This is a genomic window from Luteimonas salinisoli (assembly GCF_013425525.1).
Lineage (GTDB): Bacteria > Pseudomonadota > Gammaproteobacteria > Xanthomonadales > Xanthomonadaceae > Luteimonas > Luteimonas salinisoli.
The window spans coordinates 1-22,815 of record NZ_JACCKA010000045.1 but is presented as its reverse complement, the minus strand read 5'-3'; the positions used below and the strand labels follow the sequence as shown (position 1 = coordinate 22,815).

Here is a 22,815-nt window from a genome sequence, read left to right as displayed (position 1 = left end):
GCCGCCATGCAACGCATCGACTTCCAGCTCGACCGCAGCCATGTCGAACTCAACCAGCTGCTGAAACTGGCCGGCGTGTGCGACAGCGGCGGTGCCGGCAAGGCATTGGTCGCGCAGGGCCTGGTCCGCGTGGACGGCGCGGTGGAGACGAGGAAGACCTGCAAGATCCGCGCCGGGCAGCTGGTCTCGGTCGCCGGCACCGAAATACGCGTCCTGCCGGAGCAGGCGCCATGACCGTCACCAGCGTCCTCGCGGGGCTGGTGCTGGCCGTACTCGGCTGGGCGGCGTTCCTCTACAACCGCCTGGTGCGGCTGCGCAACCAGGTGCGCACCGCCTGGGCCGACATCGACGTCCAGCTGCAGCGCCGCCACGATCTGGTGCCGCAGCTGGTCGCGGCGGTGCGCGGCTACGCCGGGCACGAGGCCGCCGTGCTGGAGGCCGTGACCGAACTTCGCGCGCAGGCGCTCACCCAGCGCGACCCGGCCAAGCTCGGCGAGCTGGAGTCGGCGCTGGAACTGGCGATCGGGCGGCTGCTGGTCATCCAGGAGGCCTATCCCGACCTCAAGGCCAGCGACAACTTCGCCCAGCTGCAACGCGACCTGGTGGACGTGGAGGAACACCTGCAGTACGCCCGCCGCTTCTACAACGGGGCGGTGCGCGACTACAACGACGCCACCCAGCGGATTCCCGACATCGCCGTCGCGCGCGGCTTCGGATTTCGTCCCGCCGGATTCTTCCAGGCGCGCGAGGACGAGCGCGCCGCGCCGGCCGTGGAGCTGGCGCGATGACCGCCGCGTACCGGAGGGATGCCGGTTGGCGCCGCGGCGGGGTGCCCTCGGCGGATAGCGGTGGCGCGCGCAGCCGCGGCCGGCTGCCGGCGCTCGCGCTGGCACTGGCCCTGGCCTTCGTCCTGGCCGTGATGGCGCCCGCCGCCGCCCGCGGCGCCGAACGCATCCTCGCCTACGACACGGTGGTCGACGTCCGCGCCGACGCCACCCTGGAGATCACCGAGCGGATCCAGGTGCGCGCCGAAGGCAACCAGATCCGCCGCGGCATCTACCGCGACTTCCCGACCCGCTACCGCGACCGCTACGGCAACCGCGTGGCGGCCGGCTTCGAAGTCCTGGAGGTGCTGCGCGACGGCAAGCCCGAACCCTGGTTCACCGAGCGCCACGGCAACGGCGTGCGGGTCAACACCGGCAACGACGATTTCCTGCCGCTGCCTGCCACCTACACCTATACCCTGCGCTATCGCACCAATCGCCAGCTCGGCTTCTTCGAGCACCACGACGAGCTCTACTGGAACGCGATCGGCCACGGCTGGGCCTTCGCCATCGATGGCGGCAGCGTGGAGGTGACGCTGCCGGAGCCGGTGCCGGCCACCGACATGACCGCATCGGGCTACACCGGCCCCCACGGCGCGCGCGCGACCGACTACCGCAGCACGCTGCCGGCACCGGGCCGCGCGCGCTGGGAGCTGACCCGGCCGCTGGCGCCGCGCGAAGGCTTCACCATCGTGCTGGAGTTTCCCAAGGGCCTGGTCGCCGAGCCTTCGCGCACGCAGCGGCTGCTGTGGCTGCTCGGCGACAACCGTGGCGTACTGCTGGGCCTGATGGGGCTGCTGGCGCTGCTGGCGTACTGCGCGACGCGCTGGCGCAAGGTCGGCCGCGACCCGCGCCCCGGTACCGTGATCGTGCGCTACGAGCCCCCCGTCGGCCATTCCCCGGCGGCGCTGCGCTACATGCGGCGGATGCGCCACGACAGCCGCGCGGTCACCGCCGACCTGCTCGCCTGCGCGGTCGACGGCGCGGTGCGCATCCACCGCGACAAGGGCCTGCTGAAGGACAGCTGGCGCATCGAGCGCACCGGCGACCCGGGCGACACCGGCGCCGGGCCCCAGGCGCTGCTGCAGCACCTGCTGCCACGGGTGGGCAGCACCCTGGAAATGAAGAACAGCAACGCCAGCACGTTCCAGGCCGCCACCAGCGCGCACCGGGCGCTGCTGAAGAAGCGCTTCCAACCGGCGATGTTCAACCGCAACGCCGGCAGCATCGCGATCGCCGCCGGCATCATGCTGGGGTCGCTGCTGCTGGCGTTCGCGGTCGGGGCGGGTTCGGGCTCCGGCGTGCTGCTGCTGCTCCCGGTGGCGCTGCTGATGCTGGCCACCGTGGTCGTGTTCGCGTTGCTGGTCGCCGCGCCGACCCCGGCCGGGCGCCGCCTGCTCGACGAGATCGAGGGCTTCCGGCGCTACCTGCAGGTCGCCGAGCAGCAGGACCTGCAGCGGCTGCAGGCACCCGGCGCAGCCGAACCGGCGCTCGACGCGAAGCGCTTCGAGCGACTGCTGCCCTACGCCGTGGCGCTCGACGTCGAAGACGCCTGGACCCGCAGGTTCACCGTCGCCGTGGGAGCCGCGGCGGCGGCGGCGACGACCGCCTCGATCGGCTGGTACAGCGGCGGAGGCGTCAGCGACCTGGGCAGCCTGACCAGAGCGGTCGGCAGCAGCCTCAGCTCGCAGATCTCGTCCTCCTCCACCCCGCCCGGAAGCTCGTCGGGCGGTGGCGGCGGCGGGTTCTCCGGCGGCGGCGGGGGCGGCGGGGGCGGCGGCGGCCGCTGAGCCGCCACGCTCAGCCCGCGACGTCGCCTCGCCGCACCGCATCGAATCCGCCCGGCTCGGCCACCTGCGCCACCAGCGCCGGCGAAGCGCCCGCATCATGCGCGCGCGCCGAACTCGCCGGCGAGCAGCGACTATGCATCGCCACCGCGACGACGCCGGCTTTCGCGTGCATGGCACGCTCCTACGGCCGGTCCTTGCCTGCGTGGTGCTCGCTCAGCCCGGCAGGGTGCGCGCGATCGGCAGGTCCAGGTCGGTGCCGGCCGGCAACGTGCCGAACGCACGACCGCAGCCGGGCCGCAGGCGGCTGCGGCAGAACGACTCCGCCACCGGGCTGCCGCCGCGCAGCAGCATCGCGGCCTGCAGCGCCAGCGCCAGGCGCTCCACCAGCAGGCGCGCGCCCGCCTCCTCCACGGCGCCGCCGGCGAGCGCATCGCCCAGCCTCGACGCCGCACCGTCGAAGGCATCGTCGTGCCCGCGCGCCGATTCCAGTTCGGCGCGCAGCGCGGCGCCGCTGGCGGGCTCGCGCACCAGCGCGCGCAGCACGTCCAGGCACTGGATGTTGCCGCTGCCCTCCCAGATCGAGTTCAGCGGCGCCTGCCGGTACAACCGCGGCAGGATCGACTCCTCGACGTAGCCGTTGCCGCCCAGGCATTCCTGCGCCTCGTTGACGAAAGCCGGCGCACGCTTGCAGATCCAGTACTTGCCGATCGCGGTGGCGACGCGCGCGAACGCCGCCTCGCCCGCGTCGCGCGGCGCGGCATCCACCGCGCGCGCCACCCGCAGCGCCAGCGCGGTGGCCGCCTCCGATTCCAGCGCCAGGTCGGCCAGCACGTTGCGCATCAGCGCATGCTCGACCAGGCGCTTGCCGAACGCGGCACGGTGCCGCGCGTGATGCACCGCCTGCGCCAGCGCCATGCGCATCTCCGCGGCCGAGCCGAGCATGCAGTCCAGCCGGGTGAGCATCACCATCTCGATGATGGTCGCCACGCCGCGCCCCTCGTCGCCGATGCGGTACGCCCAGGCGTCGTCGAACTCCACCTCGCTCGAGGCATTGGACCAGTCGCCGAGCTTGTCCTTGAGCCGCATCAGCCGGAACGCGTTGCGCGCCCCATCGGGACGCCAGCGCGGCAGCAGGAAGCAGCTCAGCCCGCCCGGCGCCTGCGCCAGCACCAGGAAACCGTCGGACATCGGCGCCGAGAAGAACCACTTGTGCCCGGACAGCAGATACTCGCCCTCGGCGATCAGCGGGGTGGCGCGGGTGAGGTTGGCGCGCACGTCGCTGCCGCCCTGCTTCTCGGTCATGCCCATGCCCACGGTGACGCCGCGCTTGCCGGCGATCGGCGCGTCGGCCGGATCGTAGCGGCACGCGATCGCCTTCTCGGCCCACTCGGCCAGCGCCGGCGCACGCCGCAGCACCGGCACCGCGGCGTGGGTCATGGTCAGCGGACAGCTGGTGCCGGCCTCGGCCTGGTGGTGCAGGTAGCTGAGCGCGGCGCGTGCCACGTGCGCGCCGGGACGCGGGTCGGACCACGACAGCGCCGCCACGCCGCCCTCGATCGCCGCCTCCATCACCCGGTGGTAGTCGGGGTGGAACTCGACCCGGTCGATGCGCTGGCCGAAGCGGTCGTGGGTGCGCAGGCGCGGGCGGTCGCGGTTGGCGTCGAAGCCGCGGGCGTAGAGCTCGCCGCCGGCCAGGAGGCCGTAGGCGGAAAGCTGCGCGGCGAAATCGCCGCCGCCCTCGCGTTCCACCGCCTCGCGCAGCACCACATCCGCCTGCCACAGGTCGCACGGCGCGAACTCCGGCGGCTGGTTCAACGCGACGCGGGTGGCCTGCGGCTCGGGGGCTGCGGTCATGGAATCGCTCCGTGGCGGGTGCAGTCCGATTCTACGGCGCGCACCCGGTCACGGCGGTCACGGCATGACGACGGTCGCGCGCCGGGGCGGCGTTCCCGGGGCGCTTGCCGGCCTTCTCGGGCAACTGCGCCGGATGGCACAGCCGCATCGCCTACCGCTCGAGCCCGCTTCGGTCAGGACCGGCTGCCGGCTGGCAGGAAGAAGCGCTTTCCGGAGACCTCCGGGCGGCTGCACGGAACGACCGGAACGCCCGGCGCGCGGGCCGACCAGCCACGTCGTAGAAGACGATCAGCCCACGTCGTAGAAGAACTGCTCGTGCACGATCTTGCCGTCGCGCACCCGGTACACGCAGATCTCCTCCATCGGCATCCGTCCCATGTCCTTGTAGGTGGCGTCGATGCCCATGGCCATGCTGAACCAGTTGCCCGCGACCACGGGATCGCCGACGCTGCCGCCGTGGATCTCGACGATGCTCTCCATCCACCTGCGGCCCTTTTCGCGGATCGCGTCCATCCCCTGGACCTTGCCGGGCCCGGCGCCCGGCGCCCCTTCCATCTCGATGCTGACCGCATCGTCGGCGTAAAGCTCCTGCTGCGCCTGCTCGTACTTGCCCTCGCGGCATAGCGCGACGAGGCGATCTGCGACTTGCTGGGTGTTCATGGCACGCTCCTGATCGAAAGTGGGAACTGGCTGCTGCGGGCAGCGGCGTCATCGCCGCGTCGGCGATGCATTGCAGCCGGATGCCGTCTCAGGGTCTGCGACAGGCGCGACACATGCGGAGGAGGCGCAACCCCCAGCACGGCGCTCTCGACGCCTCCCGATCGAATCCCGGATCCTCATCGCCCGGAAACCCCCAGTTGCACCTGGATCTGGCCAGGAGAGCGGCGCAACTACCATGAGGTCATTCCACCGCGCGGGATCCCGCCGCCATGGGACCGGGCTGCCGGCGCGCCACGGCTTCCTCCTTCGCCAGCCGGGCGAGATGGTGCAGGAATGCGGACGACAGCGGCTGACGGCCGAGCCAGCCGCGGCGGGTGCCGGTGAGCACCCGCAGCGACTGGCCGCGCAGGCCGGGCACGCGGGTGAGCGGATGCATGACGAGATCGCGCAGCGCGGCCACCCGGTCGAGTTCGGACTGGAACAGCGGGGTCAGCATCCGGCTCCAGACGTGGTAGATGCCGACGTGCGCCTGGCGTTCGCGCTGGAACGCGGGCAGCGCCGCGGCGGGCGTGCGGTGCAGGCGCAGCGCATCGCGCAGCGCGCGCGCGTCCAGCAGTGCCATGTTCACGCCTTGCCCGAGCTGCGGGCTCATCGCGTGCGCTGCGTCGCCGACCAGCACCGCCCGTCCCTGGAACCAGTGCCGGTGCACCGCGTCGCGGTAGCGCGCCTGCGCCAGCCCGTCCGGGACCGGGGTGGCGCGCAGCCGTTCCGCAGCTTCCGGCCAGACCGCTGCGACGTCGCTGCGCCAGGCCTCCTCGCCCAGCCAGGCCGACGGATCCATCGCCGCGGCCGGCAGGCTCCAGAAGAAGCTCATGCGCGGGGTGTCGTCGCCCGGGCGGGTGCCGACCGGCAGCATCCCCGCCATCCGCCGCGCCCGCACGTAGCGCTGCCGCAATTCGGCCGGCCAGGCCCAGTCGCCGGCGGGCACCAGACACCACTGCGCACCCCAGGGATAGGCGCGGTCCAGCCGCGCCGGATGCACCATGCCGCGCAGCCGCGAGGCGGCGCCGTCGGCGATCACCAGCAGGTCGAACGGACCGTGGCTGGCGCCGTCGGCCGCGACCAGCGTGCCGCGCCCGGCATCGACCGAGACCGCCTCGCAGCCGGCATGCAGCACCCGCTCCCCGCTCCAGGCGTCGTCCAGCAGCGAGAACAGCGCCGCACGCTGCATGCCCAGCCCGAACAGGGCCGGCTGCAGCTCGCGATAGCGCATGTCCATGACCGCGCGGCCGGCGTCGGTCTCGCCGTACAGGCGCTCGATGCGCACCCCGTGCCGCAGCACCGCGTCGAGCAGGCCGATCTCCCAAAGCACCTCGAGCCCGACCGGCTGCAGCAGGAACCCGGCGCCCACCGGCCGCGGCACCGGCACCCGCTCGAATACCTCCACCCGGTGACCGTCGCGCGCGAGCATCAGCGCCACCGCCTGGCCGGCGCTGCCGTAGCCGACGATGCCGACGTGCAGCCTCACCGCTCCCCCACGCGAAAAGGCCCCGCGCGATGCGCGGGGCCGGATAATTCGATCCGCAATGTCCCGGTCAGGCGACCGGGCTGACGCCGGACGCCTGCGCGCCCTTCGGGCCCTGGGTGACCTCGTAGCTGACCCGCTGGCCTTCCTGCAGGCTCTTGAAGCCCTGCGACTCGATCGCCGAATAGTGGACGAACACGTCCGACCCGCCATCCTCCGGAGCGATGAAGCCGAACCCCTTGGCGTCGTTGAACCACTTCACTGTGCCGTATTGCATGACCCTTCCACCTTGTCTGGATTAAGAGCGCGCGCCCGCCCCGAGTCCCCGAAACGGGCGCACGGCCCGAGTATGCAAAGCAACCCCCGACGGTTGCAATCGTTTTATGGCCGTGCGAGCAGCGCGTCCAGCAGCGCCGGCAGCGCGGTGGACGCAGCGGCGACGTTGTCCAGGACCTGCTGGAATGTGATCTCTTCCTCATCTCCGCAGCCGGCGGCCCAGTTGGCCACGATCGCCACGCAGGCATATTCCAGGCCCAGTTCCCGCGCCAGGCCCGCTTCCGGCATGCCGGTCATGCCGACCAGGTCGCAGCCGTCACGGCGCAGCCGGGCGATCTCGGCGCGGGTCTCCAGGCGCGGGCCCTGGGTGGCGGCGTAGCATCCACCATCGACCATCGCCACTCCGGCGGCATGCGCCGCGGCGAGGATCTCGGCGCGCAGCGCGGGGGTGTAGGGGTCGCCGAAATCGACGTGCAGCACCTCGCTGCCCGGCTCCTCGCAGAAAGTGGAGACGCGACCCCAGGTGTAGTCGATGAGCTGGTCGGGACAGGCCAGCACCCGCGGCCCGAAGCGCGCGCCGATGCCGCCCACGGTATTGAGGGCGAGCACCCGCCGCGCGCCCAGCGCCTGCAGCGCGGCCAGGTTGGCGCGGTAGTTGACCAGGTGCGGCGGCACCGAATGCCCTTCGCCGTGGCGCGCCAGGAACGCCACCCGCCGGCCCGCCAGCGTGCCCAACCGGACCGGCCCGGACAACGCGCCGTACTTGGTCGGGGGCTGATGGGTTTCCACCGCATCCAGTCCGGCGAGCCGGTAGAGGCCGGTCCCGCCGATGACGGCCAGTGCGATCTGCTCCGCGTCCATCCCGTGCTCCGCTCGTCTCGGCGCGCTATTCGGCCAGCGCGTAGATCGCCGGCAGGTTGCGGCCCTGTTCGTGATAGTCCATGCCGTAGCCGAACACGTAGCGGTCCGGCACCTCGACGCCTACCCAGTCGGCCTCGACGCCTTCCACGCAGCGGTCGTGCAGCTTGACGGCGAGCACGGCGACCCGCACGTCCGCGGCGTTCTGGTCTTCGCACCAGTGGGTGATGGCGTGCAGGGTGTGGCCCTCGTCGAGGATGTCGTCGACCAGCAGCACCCGGCGCCCGCGCATCGGCGTGGCCGGGCGATGCAGCCAGGCCAGCCCCGAGCCGGTGGTCTGGCCGCGGTAGCGGGTGGCGTGCAGATAGTCGAACTCGAGGTCCAGGCCGAGGTCGCCGAGCGCGAACGCCAGCTGCGCGGCGAACGGCAGCCCTCCATGCATCACGGTGAGGAACAGCGGCGGTACCTCGTCGTCGCGGTATTCGGCGTGGATCTCGCCGGCCATTCGCACGATCGCTGCCTCGAGGGTGGTGCGGGCATGGATCAGTTCCGCCCCGCGCAGCGCATCGGCCAGGCGCGGGGTCATGCCACGCCCTCCCCGCCCAGGCCATCGCGCGCACGGCCATGGCGGCCGTCGGCGAGCAGCCCGTCCCAGCCCAGCGCCCCGCGACCGATCAGCCCGGTCAGCGCCATGGTGTTGAGGCTGCGGCCGGCCACCGCCGCGAGCGATTCCTCGGCCAGTTCCGGATGGCAGACCAGCACCACGTCGCAACCGGCATCCAGGTGGGCGTGGATGCGCGCACCGACGCCGCCGGCGGAATGCGCGGCGGCCATGCCGATGTCGTCGGAGAACACCACGCCGCGGAAGCGCATTTCGCCGCGGAGGATGTCATCGATCCAGCGCTTGGAGTAGCCGGCCGGCTCCGGGTCCACCTGCGGATACGTCACATGGGCCAGCATCACCGCATCGGCGCCGGCTTCGATGCCCGCGGCGAAGGGAACCAGGTCCTCGTTGCGGATCGCCTCGAGCGGGCGGTCGTCGACGGCGGCGTCGAAGTGCGTGTCCTCGCGCACCGAGCCGTGCCCCGGGAAATGCTTGAGCGTGGCCGCCATGCCCGCCGAATGCATTCCTTCGACGTAGGCGCGGGTGAACTCGGCGACGATCTCCGGGTCGGCGGCGAAGGCGCGATCGCCGATGGCGAGGTTGCCGCGCCCCAGGTCGACCACGGGCGCGAAGCTGAGGTCCACCCCGCTGGCCAGCACCTCGCTGGCCATCAGCCAGGCGTGCTCGCGCGCGGCCGCCAGGGCGCCGCGCGGATCCTGCGCGTAGTGGCGGCCGAACACGTCCAGCGGCGGCAGCGCGCTGTAGCCGTCGCGGAAGCGCTGCACGCGGCCGCCCTCCTGGTCGACGCAGAGCAGCTGCGGCCGGGGCGCGGCTTCGCGGATCGCAGCGGCGAGTTCGGCCACCTGCGCGCGCGAGGCGAAGTTGCGGGTGAACAGGATCACGCCTGCGCAGGCGTCGTGCTGCAGCCAGTCGCGCTCTCGGGCGTCGAGTTCGTGTCCGGCGATGCCGATGACGAGCATGCGGGGGTTCCTTCGCGGTCGGCCGACGATTGTACGGGGCTGCCGCGCAACGGCGTGAATGGCGCGCCGGGGCGCCAGGCAGTCCCATCCGATGGAGGGATCCGCATCGTCGTCACGGGCCAGCGACATTGAATAGCCGCTTCGGAAGCTGCGCGGGGCGGGAGCCGCGCCGGGGGTATTGCTACGCCCTTCCGTCCGGCCACGCCAGGCAGTCCCATCCGTGCCGGCAATCTCGCACCGTCGCCACGGCCGATGACATCGAATAGCCGCTTCGGAAGCTGCGCGGGGCGTGAGCCGCGCCGGGGGCATTGCTCCGCCCTTCCGTCCGACCGCGCCAGGCAGCCCCATCCGTAACGGCAATCTCGCACCGTCGCCACGGGCCGATGACGTCGAATAGCCGCTTCGGAAGCTGCGCGGGGAGTGAGCCGCGCCGGGGGCATTGCTCCGCCCTTCCGTCCGGCCATCCATGGCCGGAGTCAGGGCCGCTGCACATCCCTGTGCAGCTCTCCGCAACACCCCCGGCGCGGCTCCCGCTTCTCACCGTTGGTGGGCTTCGGACGGACTGGCTACCGAGCACCCGAAAGCGAGTCGCCGACGCGGCGCCCGGGCCGAGGGACGCGGACAGCAAAAAACAGCCCGGAGATCAGGGCTCGAACATCGCGATCGATTCGACGTGCGCGGTGTGCGGGAACATGTCCATCACCCCGGCGCTGCGCAGCTTCCAGCCGCGCTCGTTGACCAGGTAGCCGGCATCGCGCGCCAGCGAGCCGGGATGGCAGCTGACGTAGACGATGCGCTTCAGCCCCTTCAGCGGCAGTTGCCTCAGCACCGCCTCCGCGCCCGAGCGCGGCGGGTCGAGCAGCAGCCGGTCGAAGCCCTGCCGCATCCACGGATGGCCGGCGAGGTCCTGCGCCAGGTCGGCGGCGAAGAAGCGCGGGTTGTCCAGGCCGTTGTGCGCGGCGTTTTCGCGCGCCCGCGCCACCAGCCCGGCGTCGCCTTCCACGCCGACCACTTCGCCGCCGCCGCGGGCCAGCGGCAGGGTGAAGTTGCCCAGCCCGCAGAACAGATCGAGCACGCGCTCGCCGGCGCCCACGTCCAGCAGTTCCAGGGCACGCGCGATCATCTTCTCGTTGAGGCCGGCATTGACCTGGATGAAGTCGAGCGGCCGGAAGCGCAGCTCCACGTCCCAGGGCGCCAGCCGGAACGACAGCGGGGGCGCCTCGGGCCAGAGCGGATGCACCGAGTCGATGCCGCCCGGTTGCAGGAAGATCGCGACCCCATGCGCGCGCGCGAATCCCGCCAGCGCTTCCCGGTCGGTCTCGCACAACGGTTGCAGGTGGCGGAACACCAGCGCCACGGTGTCGTCGCCGGCGATGAACTCGATCTGCGGGATCTCCCGGCGCGCCTGCAGGCCGTCGACCAGCCGCGACAGCGCCTCGACGCGCCCGCCCACCTCGGCGATCGCGGTGTGGCAGATCGACAGGTCGGCGACGAAGCGCGGATCGAGCTCGCGGAACCCGACCAGGGTGCGATCCTTCTTCTCCACCCGCCGCACCGAGAACCGCCCCTTGCGGCGGTAGCCCCAGGAAACGTCGGTCAGCGGCGCCAGCACCGCCTCCGGGGCCACGTGGCCGATGCGCTCGAAGTTCTCCAGCAGCACCCGCTGCTTGGCCTCGATCTGCCGAGCCTCGTCGAGGTGCTGCAGCACGCAGCCGCCGCAGGTGCCGAAATGCGGGCAGCGCGGCTGCACCCGGTCCGGCGAGGCGCGCAGCACCTCCAGCGCGACCGCCTCGTCGAAGCTGCGCGAGCGCCGCGTCTGCCTGGCCAGCACCCGTTCGCCGGGCAGGGCCCCGGCCACGAAGACGGTCTTGCCGCCGTCGCGGCGGGCGACGCCGCGGCCGTCGTGGCTGAGATCGAGGATGTCGAGTTCGAACGGGGTCTGGTCGATGCGGGCCACGTGGCGTCAGGCTGCGGGCGGAAAGCCGGCCATTGTCGCAGATCGGCCTACTTCTGCTTCCAGCTTCCGCTCCGGTCCTGCACCCACCAGCCGCTGCGCGCGCTGTCGGCCCACTGCTTGGCGAACACCTCGCGGATCTGCCCTTCCCACTCCGGATGGCCGTTGGCCACCGCGATCTCGCGGTACACGGCCTGGGCATCGCGGTTCTGGTCGGCCACCGCCTGGTTCACCTTGACCCGGTCCGACAGCGGGATCTTGCCGGCGTCGCGCACCGAGACGGTCCCGTCGTTGCCGAAGCCGAGCGCACCGGACTCGAAATGCGGGCGCAGCGCGCTGCCGAAACGCTCGCGCATGCGCGAGCGGATCGCGTCGATCGCCGGGGTCTTGATGGTGATGTCCGGACTGCCCTGGGCATGCGCCGGGGCGATGCCGATCAGCATCAGCGGGTGGAACGAGGCCGGCGCGGGGGCCCGCGCCATGCCGCCCGGCTCCTGCGGGAACAGGCCGTCGTCCTCGACGGGCCGGCCATTCTCGCCGATCACGTTGTCGACGAACTCGCGCGCTGCCTCGCGCGCCTCCGCAGCGGGGAAGTACACGTTGATGGTGACGCAGGCGCTGAGCACCAGCGCGGCGGCGATCGGCATTCCCAACCAGCGGTTCATGGACGGCTCCAGGTGATCGTTCGGACGGATTCTGCAGGGACATCTGGGCGGAAAGGATAGCGTCTCGCGCGCCGGCCCCGGCTAGTCGACCACCGGGGCGACGTCGCCGCCGGCCACCGCGGCGACGCGCTCGACCAGGGTCGGCCAGTCGACGTCGCGGTTGTGGCCCACCACGCTCAGCCGCGGCAGCCCGGCTCCTTCGACGATAGTAAAGGTGTTGCCCGCTGAACGCAGGCCGCCCATGCGGCAGACCTCGTTGGCCAGCCGGCAGGAAATGCCGATGCGGGCGTAGCGAAAATCGTCGAACAGGCCGATCAGGCGGTCCTGCAGGCTGCCGACGAACGAAGCGTCGCCGACGCTGGAGATGTTCTGCACCGCGCGCTGGCTGATCCGCTGGCGCACTCCGCGCCGGCGCTCGGTGTGCAGCGCGGCGTCGAACGAGGACACCTGCCAGTCCACCAGGCGCAGGCCGTCGACGTGCCCGAACAGCCTGCCGCTGATGCTGCCGAACTCGAACACGCGGGTGACGGTGAGCAGGTCGAGATCGCGCAGCTCGAGATCGGCCGAGAGCGTCGGCGCCACCCCGAACGGACGCTCCATCGAAAGCGCCGAGACGGCGATCGCGCCCCCGAACACGCGCACCGCCAGGCCACCGTCGAACTCCAGGCGCTGGTCGGCATAGCGCACCTGCGGGATCTCGCCGCTGAGAGTGCCGCCGAACGCCGGCCAACCGAACGCCTCGGCCAGCCGGGCCACGTCGAGCGCCTCCACCGCCAGTCCGAACTGCAGCCGCATGCCCTCGTCCCCGCCCGGCGGGCGCAATGCGAAGCCGTCGAAGCGCAGCCGGCCGCCGAGCAGTTCCACCTCGAACGGTCCGCGCATGCGCAACTCGCCGCCGGCGGCGCGGAACGGCAGCCGCGCCGGCCCGAATCGGACATCGCGCAGGGCGCCGCCGCTCCAGCGCAGCTCGCTGTCGACGCTGGTGTCGCCGGCGAAGCGCAGCCCCCCGTCGAGGCCCTCGAAGCCGAAGCGCCCCGCGCCGTCGCGCAACCGCAGCCGGCGCAGCTCCGCGGTCAGCGACTGCAGGCGCTCGCCCTCCATGCGCAGGGCCAGCCCCAGCCCGCCTTCGAGCTCGAGTCCGGCCAGTCCGCTCAGTGCCAGCCAGCCGGACAGGTAGCGCGAAGGCAACTGCGAGGCGTCGTCGCTGCGCAGGGCGAGATCGAGTGCCCGCACCCCGAGGTCCGGGTCGAGCCTGGCCGAACCGCTGGCCTGCAGGGTCGCGCCGTCGCGCCATTCGAAATGCGGCAGGCTCCAGCCGGCGCCGGCACCTTCGCGCATCGCGTCCAGGCGCACGGGCACCGGCGTGTCCGGCAGCAGCAGATAGGCGTTGCCGACCAGCGCCTCGCCGCCGCGCAACGCACCGTCCAGGGCGACCAGGTCGGTGTCGCCGACCTTGCGGTAGTCGATGGCGATGCGCACGCCCAGTCCCTCGGCGGCGACCGTGCCGTCGGCGCTGTCGAGCGCGGCGCCCGCCACCTGCAGCTCGCCGCCGATCCGCAGCGGGCCGTTCTCCGGCACGTCGATGTCCAGCTCGCCGTCCAGGGTGCCGCCGGCCAGGCGCCCGCCCTCCCAGGCCTGCGTCACCAGCGCCTGCGCCCAGGCCAGCGGCACCCGGGCGAGATCGAGCGAGGTGCGGTCGGGCGTGGCGGCGCTGCGCGCCAGGGCGATGCGCGCCCCGCCGCCGGCCAGCACCGCATCGGTGGTCGCGGGACCGAGATCGACGACCAGGCGCAGCGGACCGCCGCCGCGCCTGCGCAGCTCCCCGTCGCAGCGCCAGCGCCCGGCCCCGGCGCGCGCCAGCGGGCACTCCCAGGCGAGATCGCGGAACTCGTACCCGAGGTCGGGGGCGCGAACGCGGCCTGCCTCGAGCCGCAGCGTGCCGGCCTCGGCGCCATCCGGCCACTCCAGCCGGACCCGCACCTGCTCGAGCACCGCCACCGCGGCATCGACCCGCTCGATCCGAGCGCTCATCGTGCGCGCCTGGGCCGCCTGGACGCCCGCCGCCAGCAGCACGGCGGCCAGGAGTAGGATGCGGGGGATCGTCATGCCGGAAGCATACCCACGCAAGGGAGGTGCGCGATGAAGCCCAGGCTGCTGCTGCTCGAGGACGACCCCGCCAGCCGCCATTTCCTGTGCCTGGCGGCCGAGGCGCTGCCGGCCACGGTCGACCATGCCGGCAGCGTGGCCGAAGCGCACGCGATGGCGGTGGCCGCCGAGCACGCGCTGTGGCTGTTCGACGTCAACCTGCCCGACGGCAGCGGCGGCGGGCTGCTGGCCGCGCTGCGCGGCCAGGGCCTGCAGACGCCGGCGCTGGCGCATACCGCCGCCCACGACGACGCCGAGCGGCAGCGGCTGCTGGACGAAGGTTTCGCGGCGGTCGTGACCAAGCCGCTTTCCGCAGCGGCCTGGCAGGCGGCGATCCACGACGCGCTGGGCGGGCGCGGCGGTGGCGTGCAGGACCGGCCGGAGGCCTCGGCCTCCCCCGTCGTCGCGCTCTGGGACGACGCCGGCGCGGCGGCGGCGCTGGGCGGCAATGCCGCCAACGTCGCCGCGCTGCGCCAGCTGTTCCTCGCCGAACTGCCCGCCACCCGCGAGACCGTTGCCGCCGCCGTCGCCGCGGGCAACCACGAGGCCGTGCGCAGCGCCCTGCACCGGCTGCGCGCCGGCTGCGGCTTCGTCGGGGCGGCCGGACTGCAGTTCGCGGCCGTCCGCCTGCACGAGGATCCCGCCAGCGGCACTGCGCTGCAGCAGTTCCTCGACACCCTGGAGCGCACGGCAGCGGCCGCTGCGAAACCGACCGCAGACGCCGGCTGACCCCGCGCGCGCGACGCGCGGCACGCCCCCGCGGGCCGCCCCTCAATGGCCGTCGCCGATCCGGCCGAGTCCTTCCGCCAGTTCCCACGACTTGAGACCGCGCCCGCCGAGGTAGTGCAGCAGCAGGCCGCGCAGGCCGCGGCGCAGGCCGGCGAGATCGTCGGCGACCGGCATCTGGTCGGCCGCCAGCGCCAGCAGCGCGCGGCCGGTGGCGGCGCGTCCGCGCTCGCCGCCGTCGCGCACGCCGAGTTGGCGCCGCGGTCCGTGCTCGGGATCGAGCAGGTAGCGCGCGGCCGGATCGATCGGCATTCCGTCGCCATCGACATCGAACGCGAAGCCGAAACCCAGCGTTTCGAGCAGGTCGCGCTCGAAACGGCGCAGCGACCATGCCAGCGGCTCGCCGACACGCAGCCGTTCGCGCACCTGCGCGAACAGCGCGTACAGCGCCGGATGCGGGTCCTGCCGCGGCGCCAGGCGCAGCACCAGTTCGCTGACGTAGAACCCGGCCAGCCCGGCCGCGCCGGCCAGCCGCGGCGCATGGTCGATCGCCTCGGCCGAGTTCAGCCAGGCCAGCTCGCCGCGCTGGGTGGCCTCGATGCGGATGTGCTGCAGCGGCTGCAGCGCCGCGCGCAGCGCCTGGCGCTTCGGCCCCTGCACCCCGCGCGCCACCAGGCCCAGCCGCCCGTGACCCTGGCTGAGCACCTCGACCAGCAGGCTGGTCTCGCGCCAGCGGCGCGCGTGCAGGACGAAGGCGGGTTCCTGGGTGTAGCGCATGGCGTGAAGCCGGGAATCGGGAATGGGGAATCGGGAATCGGCAAGGCGCGCCGTCACGTGGTGGACGCGTGCATCCGCCTTTCCGCTTCCCTATTCTCGATTCCCCATTCCCGGCTCCTCATACCCGAACGCCCGCAGCGCCGCCTCGTCGTCGGACCAGCCCTCGCGCACGCGCACCCAGGTCTCCAGGAACACCTTGCGGTCGAACAGGCGCTCCATCTGCTGCCTGGCCTTGGTGCCGATCTCGCGCAGGCGCGTCCCGCCCTTGCCGATGACGATGGCCTTCTGCCCCTCGCGCTCGACCCAGATCACCGCGCCGATGCGCGACAGCGCGCCATCCTCCTCGAAGCGTTCGATCTCCACCGTGGTCGCGTACGGCAGCTCGGCGCCGAGCTGGCGCATCAGCTGTTCGCGCAGCAGTTCGGCGGCCAGGAAGCGCTGGCTGCGGTCGGTGATCTCGTCCTCGCCGTACGGCGCCGGCTGCTCCGGCAGCAGCGGCAGCAGGGCGCCCACCAGCGCTTCCAGGCCGGTGCGCTTGAGCGCCGAGACCGGGTGCACGCTGGCGAACTCGCGCCCCTCGGTGGCCGAGGCGAGAAACGGCAGCAGCGCGGCCTTGTCCTTGAGACGGTCCACCTGGTTGACCACCAGCACCACCGGCACCCCGGCCTGGTGCAGCAGTTGCCATGCGGCGCCGTCTTCCTCGTCCCAGCGGCCGGCCTGCACGACCAGCAGCGCCGCATCCACGCCCTCCAGAGCGCCGCGCGCGGCGCGGTTCATCCAGCGGTGCATGGCGCTGGCGCTGGACCTGCCCTGGTCGCGGTGCAGGCCCGGGGTATCGACCAGGACCAGCTGGCCCTCGGGGAAGGTGGCGATCCCGAGCAACCGGTGGCGGGTGGTCTGCGGCCGATTGGAGACGATGCTGACCTTGGCGCCCACCAGGGCGTTGACCAGGGTGGACTTGCCGACGTTGGGGCGGCCGATGACGGCGATGTGGCCGGCGCGGTGGGGCTTGGATGGGATCATCCCGGCATTCTACGCGCGCAGCGTGCGGCCGATATCGACCTGCCCCGCCGCGCCCCTGCCCCGGGTTGGATTCCTCCAGAGCGCCTACGGCCTGCTGTGCGGGGCGTGAGCCGCGCCCGGCGCTCAGCCGACCTTGTCCAGCGCTGCCAGTACCGCCTCGGCGGCCTGCTGCTCGGCGGCGCGGCGCGAAGCGCCCTCGCCCTCGGCCGAGACCTGGGGTTCGGACACGCTGCAGCGCACCCCGAACGTTTTGGCATGGTCGTCGCCGGACTCGCCCAGCAACTCGTACACCGGCAGCGGCCGCTGCCTCGCCTGCAGCCATTCCTGCAGCCTGGTCTTGGCGTCCTTGCCCACCTTGGCGATCTCGAGTCCGTCCAGATCGGCGCGGAACCAGGCCAGCACGGCCTGGCGGCAGGCGTCGAAGCCGGCGTCGAGGTGGATCGCGGCGATCACCGCCTCCAGCGCGTCGGAGAGAATCGAGTCGCGCCGGTGGCCGCCGGATTTCATCTCCCCGGGGCCGAGCATCAGCCGCGGGCCGAGCTCCAGCCCCCGGGCGATACGCGCCAGGGTCGACTCGCGCACCAGCTCGGCGCGGGCGCGGGTCATCGCGCCCTCGTCGGCGCGCGGCCAGCGCTGGTAGAGCGCTTCTGCGATGATCAGGTCGAGCAGGGCGTCGCCGAGAAACTCGAGGCGCTCGTTGTGCGGCGCCCCCGCGCTGCGGTGGGTCAGCGCCTGCGCCAGCAGGCCCTGGTCACCGAAGCGGTGACCGAAGGGCTCAGTTGGCCGCGCCGCCGCCACGCGTGAGCATTTGCGTTGTCTGGAACTTGCCGACCACGTCGAGGTTGCCGACCAGCGGCTTGCGCACCTCGTACTGCACGTCCATCTGCCAGCCGTCGTCGACGCGCTTGAGCTTGACGTGTTCCTTCTTCACGTTCTCGGAGTAGTTGATGTACAGGCGCCGGAAGAACAGGTCCTGGATGCGCGCCGGATCCTGCTGGGCGATGCCGGCCTCGTCGGACAACCCCTTCAGCGCCGCGCGCACGCTGTAGTACTCGGAATACATCGGGAACAGCTTCATCGCCACGTAGGCGAAGAACCCCACCACCGCCAGCACGATCACGAAGCTCAGCAGGGTCATGCCCTTCTGTGTGCGTTTCATTTGCCCTTCTCCCCAAGGAATGCGCGTGGCCCGGATACTACCGGATGCTGCCGCCGATCCGGTCGAACCCCACCCCGCCGGCGCTGCCGTCCCAGTGCATCCAGACCAGGAAGGCCTTTCCGCGCAGCTGGCTCTCCGGCAGCGAACCCCAGAACCTGCTGTCGTCGCTTCTATCACGATTGTCGCCCATCACGAAATACTCGCCCTCCGGGACCGTCCACTCGCCCTGGCCGGGGTCGCTGAAGGGCAGGTTGGGGATCTCCAGCACCTGGTGCTCGCGGCCGGGCATGGCCTCGACCAGCAGCTGGGCGCCGGTCATCTCGCGGCCGCGGCCCTTGCCGACGTACCCGCCGTTGCCCACCGGTCGGTACTCGAGGGCCTTGCCGTTCACGTAGACGGTGTTTTCGCGATATTCGATCACGTCGCCCGGCAGGCCCACCACACGCTTGATCCAGTCCTGGTCGGGCTGGTGCGGCGGCCGAAACACCACCACGTCGCCGCGGCTGGGCTCGCCGATCTCGATGAACTTGCGGTTGCTGATCGGCAGGCGCAGACCGTAGGCGAACTTGTTGACCAGGATGAAATCGCCGATCAGCAGGGTCGGCATCATCGAGCTGGAGGGAATGCGGAACGGCTCGGCGACGAAACTGCGCAGGATCAGCACCACCGCCAGTACCGGGAAGAAGGCCTTGGCGTAGTCCACGACCACCGGCTCCTTCTCCTCCAGCAGCCCGGCGCGCTCGGCGCGGCGTTTGGCGAAGAACAGCCGGTCGAGCAGCCAGATGATGCCGGTGGCCAGGGTCAGCACCACCAGGGCGATTTCGAACCACTTCATGTGTGCTCCTCTGGAGCGCGAATCGGGAATCGGGAATGGAGAATGGCGCAAAGCGGGAGGGCCGCGCGCTCGCGATTCCCGATTCCCGATTCCCTATTCACGGCTCGAACTCAACACCGCCAGGAACGCTTCCTGCGGGATCTCCACGCGACCGACCTGCTTCATGCGCTTCTTGCCTTCCTTCTGCTTCTCCAGCAGCTTCTTCTTGCGGGAGATGTCGCCACCATAGCACTTGGCCAGCACGTTCTTGCGCAGCGCCTTGACCGTGGTGCGGGCGATGATCTGCGAGCCGATCGCGGCCTGGATGGCGACGTCGAACTGCTGCCGCGGGATCAGTTCCTTCATTTTCTCGGTGAGCTCGCGGCCGCGGCGGTCGGCGTGATTGCGGTGGACGATGATCGACAGCGCATCGACCTTGTCGCCGTTGATCAGGGTGTCCACACGCACGAACGGCCCCGCCTCGAAGCGCAGGAAGTGGTAGTCCAGCGAGGCGTAGCCGCGGCTGACCGATTTCAGCCTGTCGAAGAAGTCCAGCACCACCTCGGCCATCGGCAGCTCGTAGCTGATCTGCACCTGGCTGCCCAGGTACTGGATGCCGATCTGGCGACCGCGCTTCTCCTCGCACAGGGTGATCACGTTGCCCACGTAGTCCGGCGGGGTGAGGATGTTGGCGCGGATGATCGGCTCTCGCACCTCCTCCACCTTGTTGGCGGGGGGCAGGCTGGCGGGGTTGTCCAGCGGCACCACCTCGCCGTCGGTCTGCAGCACCTCGTAGACCACGGTGGGCGCGGTGCTGATCAGGTTGAGGTCGTACTCGCGCTCCAGCCGCTCCTGCACGATCTCCATGTGCAGCATGCCGAGGAATCCACAACGGAAGCCGAAGCCCATGGCCTCCGAACTCTCCGGCTCGAAGCGCAGCGCGGCGTCGTTCAGGCGCAGCTTGTCCAGCGCCTCGCGCAGGTCCGGGAAGTCGTCGGCATCCACCGGGAACAGCCCGGCGAAGACCCGCGGCTGCATCTCCTGGAAGCCCGGCAGCGGCTTCGGCGCCGGGTCCGCGGCCAGGGTGAGGGTGTCGCCGACCGGCGCGCCGTGCACGTCCTTGATGCTGGCATTGATCCAGCCCACCTCGCCGGCGCGCAGCGCGTCCAGGGCCTTGCGCTTGGGGGTGAACACGCCGACGCCGTCGACCTGGTGGCTGCGCCCGGTCGACATCACCAGGATCTTGCCGCCCGGGCGGATCTCGCCCTGCATCACCCGCACCAGCGAGACCACGCCGAGGTAGTTGTCGAACCACGAGTCGATGATCAGCGCCTGCAGCTTGTCGGTATCGCGCGGCACCGGGGGCGGGATGCGGGTGACGATGGCCTCGAGCACGTCGCCGACATTGAGCCCGGTCTTGGCGCTGACCGCGATGGCGTCGGTGGCGTCGATGCCGATCACCGCCTCGATCTCGGCCTTCACCTTGTCGACGTCGGCGGTGGGCAGGTCGATCTTGTTGAGCACCGGCACCACTTCCAGGCCCTGCTCCACCGCGGTGTAGCAGTTGGCCACCGACTGGGCCTCGACGCCCTGGGCGGCATCCACCACCAGCAGCGCACCCTCGCAGGCGGCGAGCGAGCGACTGACTTCGTAGCTGAAATCGACGTGGCCCGGCGTGTCGATGAAGTTGAGCTGGTAGGTCTGGCCGTCCTTCGCGGTATACGGCAGCGAGACGGACTGCGCCTTGATGGTGATCCCGCGCTCGCGCTCGATCGGGTTGTTGTCGAGCACCTGCGCTTCCATCTCGCGCTCGGTCAGGCCGCCGCACAGCTGGATGATGCGGTCGGCCAGGGTCGACTTGCCGTGGTCGACGTGGGCGATGATGGAGAAGTTGCGGATGTTCCGCATCGGATCGGCGCTCATGAGGTCAGGCGGGCCGTCCCTGCGGCCTGGTTCGCGTGGCAAAGCGCGGGATTATCGCATATGCGCGCCCCGCGCCCGGGTGGGCGCGGGGCTGCAAACCCGCGCTCCTCGCCGGGAGCGCGGGCGATCGCTCGCGGCGATGCGGCCGGGATCCGGCCGCGCCACCGGCCTGACTCGAATGCGGCCTAGTCCTCGCCGCCCTCGCGCGGGGTGACCGCGATGAACTGGGTGGTGCCGCCGCGGTTGACCAGCAGCATCACCGTCTGCCCGGCCCTGACGTCGCGCAACTGGCGGTCCAGGGCGGCAGCGCCGGCCACCGGGGTGCGGCCGACCCGCAGCACCACGTCGCCGGGCTGTATCCCGGCCTCGCGCGCGGCCAGCCCCTCGACCCGGGCGATGCGCACCCCCTCGTCGGCGCCGAGGCCCAGCTGGCGGCGCTGGGCGGCGGTGAGGTCCTGCCCCACCAGGCCAAGCGGGTTGCTCGAGGCCGCCCCCGGCGTGCGTCCGGCATCGGGACCGCCGGCCGCGGCAACGGCCGCGCCCTCGTCGAGCTGGCTGAGCGTGACGTCGACATTGCGGGAGCGACCCTCGCGGAAGACCTCCAGCCGCACCCGGGTGCCCGGCGCCTTGCTGCCGATGATCGGCGGCAGGTCGCTGGACTGGTTGATCGCGCTGCCGTCGACGGCGCGGATCACGTCGCCGACCTCGATGCCCGCCTTCTCCGCAGGGCTGCCCGGCTGCACGCTGTTGACCAGGGCGCCCAGCGTGTCGGGCAGGCCCAGGCCGGCGGCCTTCTCGGCATTGACCGCCTCGACGACCACTCCGACCTGGCCGCGCTGCACCGAACCGGTGCTCTTGATCTGCTCGGCGACGTTCATCGCCATGTCGATCGGGATCGCGAAGCTCACGCCCATGTAGCCGCCGGAATTGCTGAAAATCTGCGAATTGATCCCGATCACCTCGCCGCGGGTATTGAGCAGCGGGCCGCCGGAGTTGCCGCGGTTGATCGCCACGTCGGTCTGGATGAACGGGACGTAGCGCTGGTTGGCGTACGGATTGGAGCGGCCCACCGCGCTGACGATGCCCGCGGTCACCGACTGGTCGAGCCCGAACGGCGAGCCGATCGCCACCGCCCACTGCCCGGGCCGGACCTGCCGCGAATCGCCGGCGCGCAGAACCGGCAGCCCGCTGGCGTCGATCTTCAGCACGGCCACGTCCGACTGCTCGTCGCTGCCGACCACCTCGGCGTCGAACTCGCGGCGGTCGTGCAGACGCACCTTCACCTGGTCGGCATTGGCGACCACGTGGTGGTTGGTGAGCAGATAGCCATCGGCCGACACCAGGAAGCCGGTGCCCATGGAGGTGCCGCGCGGCCCGGGGCCGTCGGGGCCCTGCGGCGCACCGGGGAACGGGAACTCCGGTCCGAGGATGCGACGGAAGATCTCCGGCATCATCTCCTCGTTCGGCATCTGCCCGCCGCGGCGCTGCCCGCGCTGTGCGGTGCGCGAACCGATGGTGGCCTCGATGTTGACCACTCCGGGGCCGACCTGCTCCACCAGGCGGGTGAAGTCCGGCAGGCCGGTGACCAACTGCTCGGCCGGCGCCCGCTGCGCCTCGGGCGCAACGGCCTGGGCGGCGGCCGCGGGCGCCACGTTCCCGGCGGCCGCCGTGCCCGGCGCGGCGCCCGACACCGGAGCGGCGTCGGGCACGACCACCGAAGCGGTGGCGGCGGCGGTAACCAGGACCAGGGCGATTGCGGTGAACGGTGCTCTCATCGGGGAACCATCCTCGACAGGTCGGTGAAGAAAGTCATGGCGCGGCCCGGCCGGCGGAGCGGCTCAGGCCACCGGCCGCGGTCCGGCTCAGCGCGGGTCCGCCGTGGCGGCTGCGGCTTCGCTCGGGCCTGAGGCCGGCAGCACCGCGGCCCCGATCGCCGTGGCCGGGGCCAGGCCGGTCCAGGCCGGCTCCGGCGTCACCCGCGGTTGGAACGGATGGAACGCACGACCGTCGGCATCGGCGGCGCCATAGCCGACCGCGAAGCTGTCGGGAGTCGCTCCCGGCAGCACCGCACGCGGCCAGGGCCGGCTGGATGCCGCCGGCGCGGGGGCGAAAGGCTCGCCCGCGCTGGAGTCGGCGACGGCCAACGTCTCGATCGCCGGGCGTTCGAGGGGGGAGGCCGGCTGCGCGACGGCCGCGGGCGCGATGGCGCTGGTGGCAGCGGCGACCGCCGCCGGCGCCTGCTCGGCGCGACGCTGGTT

General features: G+C 72.0%; 22 protein-coding genes and 1 pseudogene. 4 read left to right on the top strand and 19 right to left on the bottom strand.

Annotated features, from left to right (window positions below):
* Window positions 1–6: 6 nt before the first annotated feature.
* The 3 genes from H0E84_RS06295 to H0E84_RS06285 are packed head-to-tail and all read left to right on the top strand — an operon-like array spanning window position 7 to window position 2,614.
* Window positions 7–234: an RNA-binding S4 domain-containing protein gene (locus H0E84_RS06295; RefSeq protein WP_180677786.1), complete on the top strand. Its 228-nt coding sequence runs from the start codon at window positions 7–9 to the stop codon at window positions 232–234.
* Window positions 231–788 (top strand): LemA family protein, encoded by a 558-nt coding sequence (locus H0E84_RS06290; RefSeq protein ID WP_180677785.1) that lies wholly within the window; start codon window positions 231–233, stop codon window positions 786–788. The genes H0E84_RS06295 and H0E84_RS06290 overlap by 4 nt, the downstream gene beginning before the upstream one ends.
* Entirely contained in the window at window positions 785–2,614 is a 1,830-nt protein-coding gene (locus H0E84_RS06285; RefSeq protein ID WP_180677784.1) for a DUF2207 domain-containing protein, read from the top strand. The genes H0E84_RS06290 and H0E84_RS06285 overlap by 4 nt, the downstream gene beginning before the upstream one ends.
* 10 nt (window positions 2,615–2,624) lie before the next feature.
* Here H0E84_RS06285 and H0E84_RS06280 read toward each other — a convergent pair whose 3' ends face one another.
* The 11 genes from H0E84_RS06280 to H0E84_RS06230 form a co-directional block, all read right to left on the bottom strand.
* Entirely contained in the window at window positions 2,625–2,786 is a 162-nt protein-coding gene (locus H0E84_RS06280) for a hypothetical protein (protein WP_180677783.1), read from the bottom strand.
* 41 nt (window positions 2,787–2,827) lie between these two features.
* Window positions 2,828–4,468: an acyl-CoA dehydrogenase family protein gene (locus H0E84_RS06275; protein WP_180677782.1), complete on the bottom strand. Its 1,641-nt coding sequence runs from the start codon at window positions 4,466–4,468 to the stop codon at window positions 2,828–2,830.
* A 288-nt stretch (window positions 4,469–4,756) separates the two neighbouring features.
* Window positions 4,757–5,128, bottom strand: a complete 372-nt coding sequence (locus H0E84_RS06270; RefSeq protein ID WP_180677781.1) for a SnoaL-like domain-containing protein — start codon at window positions 5,126–5,128, stop codon at window positions 4,757–4,759.
* A 241-nt stretch (window positions 5,129–5,369) separates the two neighbouring features.
* A complete protein-coding gene (locus H0E84_RS06265) occupies window positions 5,370–6,650 on the bottom strand; it encodes an FAD-dependent oxidoreductase (protein WP_180677809.1) in 1,281 nt (426 codons plus the stop codon).
* Between the two features lie 73 nt (window positions 6,651–6,723).
* Window positions 6,724–6,930 (bottom strand): cold-shock protein, encoded by a 207-nt coding sequence (locus H0E84_RS06260; RefSeq protein WP_180677780.1) that lies wholly within the window; start codon window positions 6,928–6,930, stop codon window positions 6,724–6,726.
* A 104-nt stretch (window positions 6,931–7,034) separates the two neighbouring features.
* Window positions 7,035–7,790, bottom strand: a complete 756-nt coding sequence (locus tag H0E84_RS06255) for an S-methyl-5'-thioinosine phosphorylase (RefSeq protein ID WP_180677779.1) — start codon at window positions 7,788–7,790, stop codon at window positions 7,035–7,037.
* Between the two features lie 25 nt (window positions 7,791–7,815).
* Window positions 7,816–8,373: a hypoxanthine-guanine phosphoribosyltransferase gene (locus H0E84_RS06250; protein ID WP_180677778.1), complete on the bottom strand. Its 558-nt coding sequence runs from the start codon at window positions 8,371–8,373 to the stop codon at window positions 7,816–7,818.
* On the bottom strand, window positions 8,370–9,371 hold the full coding sequence (gene nagZ / locus H0E84_RS06245) for a beta-N-acetylhexosaminidase (protein ID WP_180677777.1): 1,002 nt from the start codon (window positions 9,369–9,371) through the stop codon (window positions 8,370–8,372). The genes H0E84_RS06250 and nagZ overlap by 4 nt, the downstream gene beginning before the upstream one ends.
* Before the next feature lie 643 nt (window positions 9,372–10,014).
* Window positions 10,015–11,328, bottom strand: a complete 1,314-nt coding sequence (gene rlmD, locus H0E84_RS06240; RefSeq protein ID WP_180677776.1) for a 23S rRNA (uracil(1939)-C(5))-methyltransferase RlmD — start codon at window positions 11,326–11,328, stop codon at window positions 10,015–10,017.
* Between the two features lie 47 nt (window positions 11,329–11,375).
* Window positions 11,376–11,990: a YdbL family probable chaperone protein gene (locus H0E84_RS06235; protein WP_180677775.1), complete on the bottom strand. Its 615-nt coding sequence runs from the start codon at window positions 11,988–11,990 to the stop codon at window positions 11,376–11,378.
* Between the two features lie 81 nt (window positions 11,991–12,071).
* Window positions 12,072–14,096 carry a hypothetical protein gene (locus tag H0E84_RS06230; RefSeq protein WP_180677774.1) on the bottom strand — a complete coding sequence of 675 codons (2,025 nt, stop codon included), beginning with the start codon at window positions 14,094–14,096 and terminating at the stop codon, window positions 12,072–12,074.
* 33 nt (window positions 14,097–14,129) lie between these two features.
* Here H0E84_RS06230 and H0E84_RS06225 point away from each other — a divergent pair, with 33 nt between their 5' ends.
* Window positions 14,130–14,864: a response regulator transcription factor gene (locus tag H0E84_RS06225; RefSeq protein ID WP_180677773.1), complete on the top strand. Its 735-nt coding sequence runs from the start codon at window positions 14,130–14,132 to the stop codon at window positions 14,862–14,864.
* 42 nt (window positions 14,865–14,906) lie between these two features.
* On the opposite strand, the gene recO is transcribed toward H0E84_RS06225, so the two are convergent.
* From recO to H0E84_RS06185, 8 genes and pseudogenes are all read right to left on the bottom strand, one after another.
* Entirely contained in the window at window positions 14,907–15,638 is a 732-nt protein-coding gene (gene recO, locus H0E84_RS06220) for a DNA repair protein RecO (RefSeq protein ID WP_180677772.1), read from the bottom strand.
* 90 nt (window positions 15,639–15,728) lie between these two features.
* The gene (era, locus tag H0E84_RS06215; protein ID WP_180677771.1) at window positions 15,729–16,661 is read right to left on the bottom strand and encodes a GTPase Era; all 933 of its coding nucleotides are present in this window, start codon (window positions 16,659–16,661) and stop codon (window positions 15,729–15,731) included.
* 123 nt (window positions 16,662–16,784) lie between these two features.
* A complete protein-coding gene (rnc, locus tag H0E84_RS06210; protein WP_180677770.1) occupies window positions 16,785–17,459 on the bottom strand; it encodes a ribonuclease III in 675 nt (224 codons plus the stop codon).
* The gene (locus tag H0E84_RS06205) at window positions 17,437–17,820 is read right to left on the bottom strand and encodes a DUF4845 domain-containing protein (protein WP_180677769.1); all 384 of its coding nucleotides are present in this window, start codon (window positions 17,818–17,820) and stop codon (window positions 17,437–17,439) included. Before H0E84_RS06205 ends, rnc begins: the two co-directional genes overlap by 23 nt.
* A 37-nt stretch (window positions 17,821–17,857) precedes the next feature.
* Window positions 17,858–18,655, bottom strand: a complete 798-nt coding sequence (gene lepB / locus H0E84_RS06200) for a signal peptidase I (RefSeq protein WP_180677768.1) — start codon at window positions 18,653–18,655, stop codon at window positions 17,858–17,860.
* A 93-nt stretch (window positions 18,656–18,748) separates the two neighbouring features.
* The gene (lepA, locus tag H0E84_RS06195; RefSeq protein WP_180677808.1) at window positions 18,749–20,542 is read right to left on the bottom strand and encodes a translation elongation factor 4; all 1,794 of its coding nucleotides are present in this window, start codon (window positions 20,540–20,542) and stop codon (window positions 18,749–18,751) included.
* Window positions 20,543–20,742: 200 nt separating this feature from the next.
* Window positions 20,743–22,332 carry a Do family serine endopeptidase gene (locus H0E84_RS06190; protein ID WP_180677767.1) on the bottom strand — a complete coding sequence of 530 codons (1,590 nt, stop codon included), beginning with the start codon at window positions 22,330–22,332 and terminating at the stop codon, window positions 20,743–20,745.
* Window positions 22,333–22,419: 87 nt separating this feature from the next.
* Window positions 22,420–22,815 (bottom strand): annotated as a pseudogene (locus H0E84_RS06185) (hypothetical protein); the annotation flags it as partial.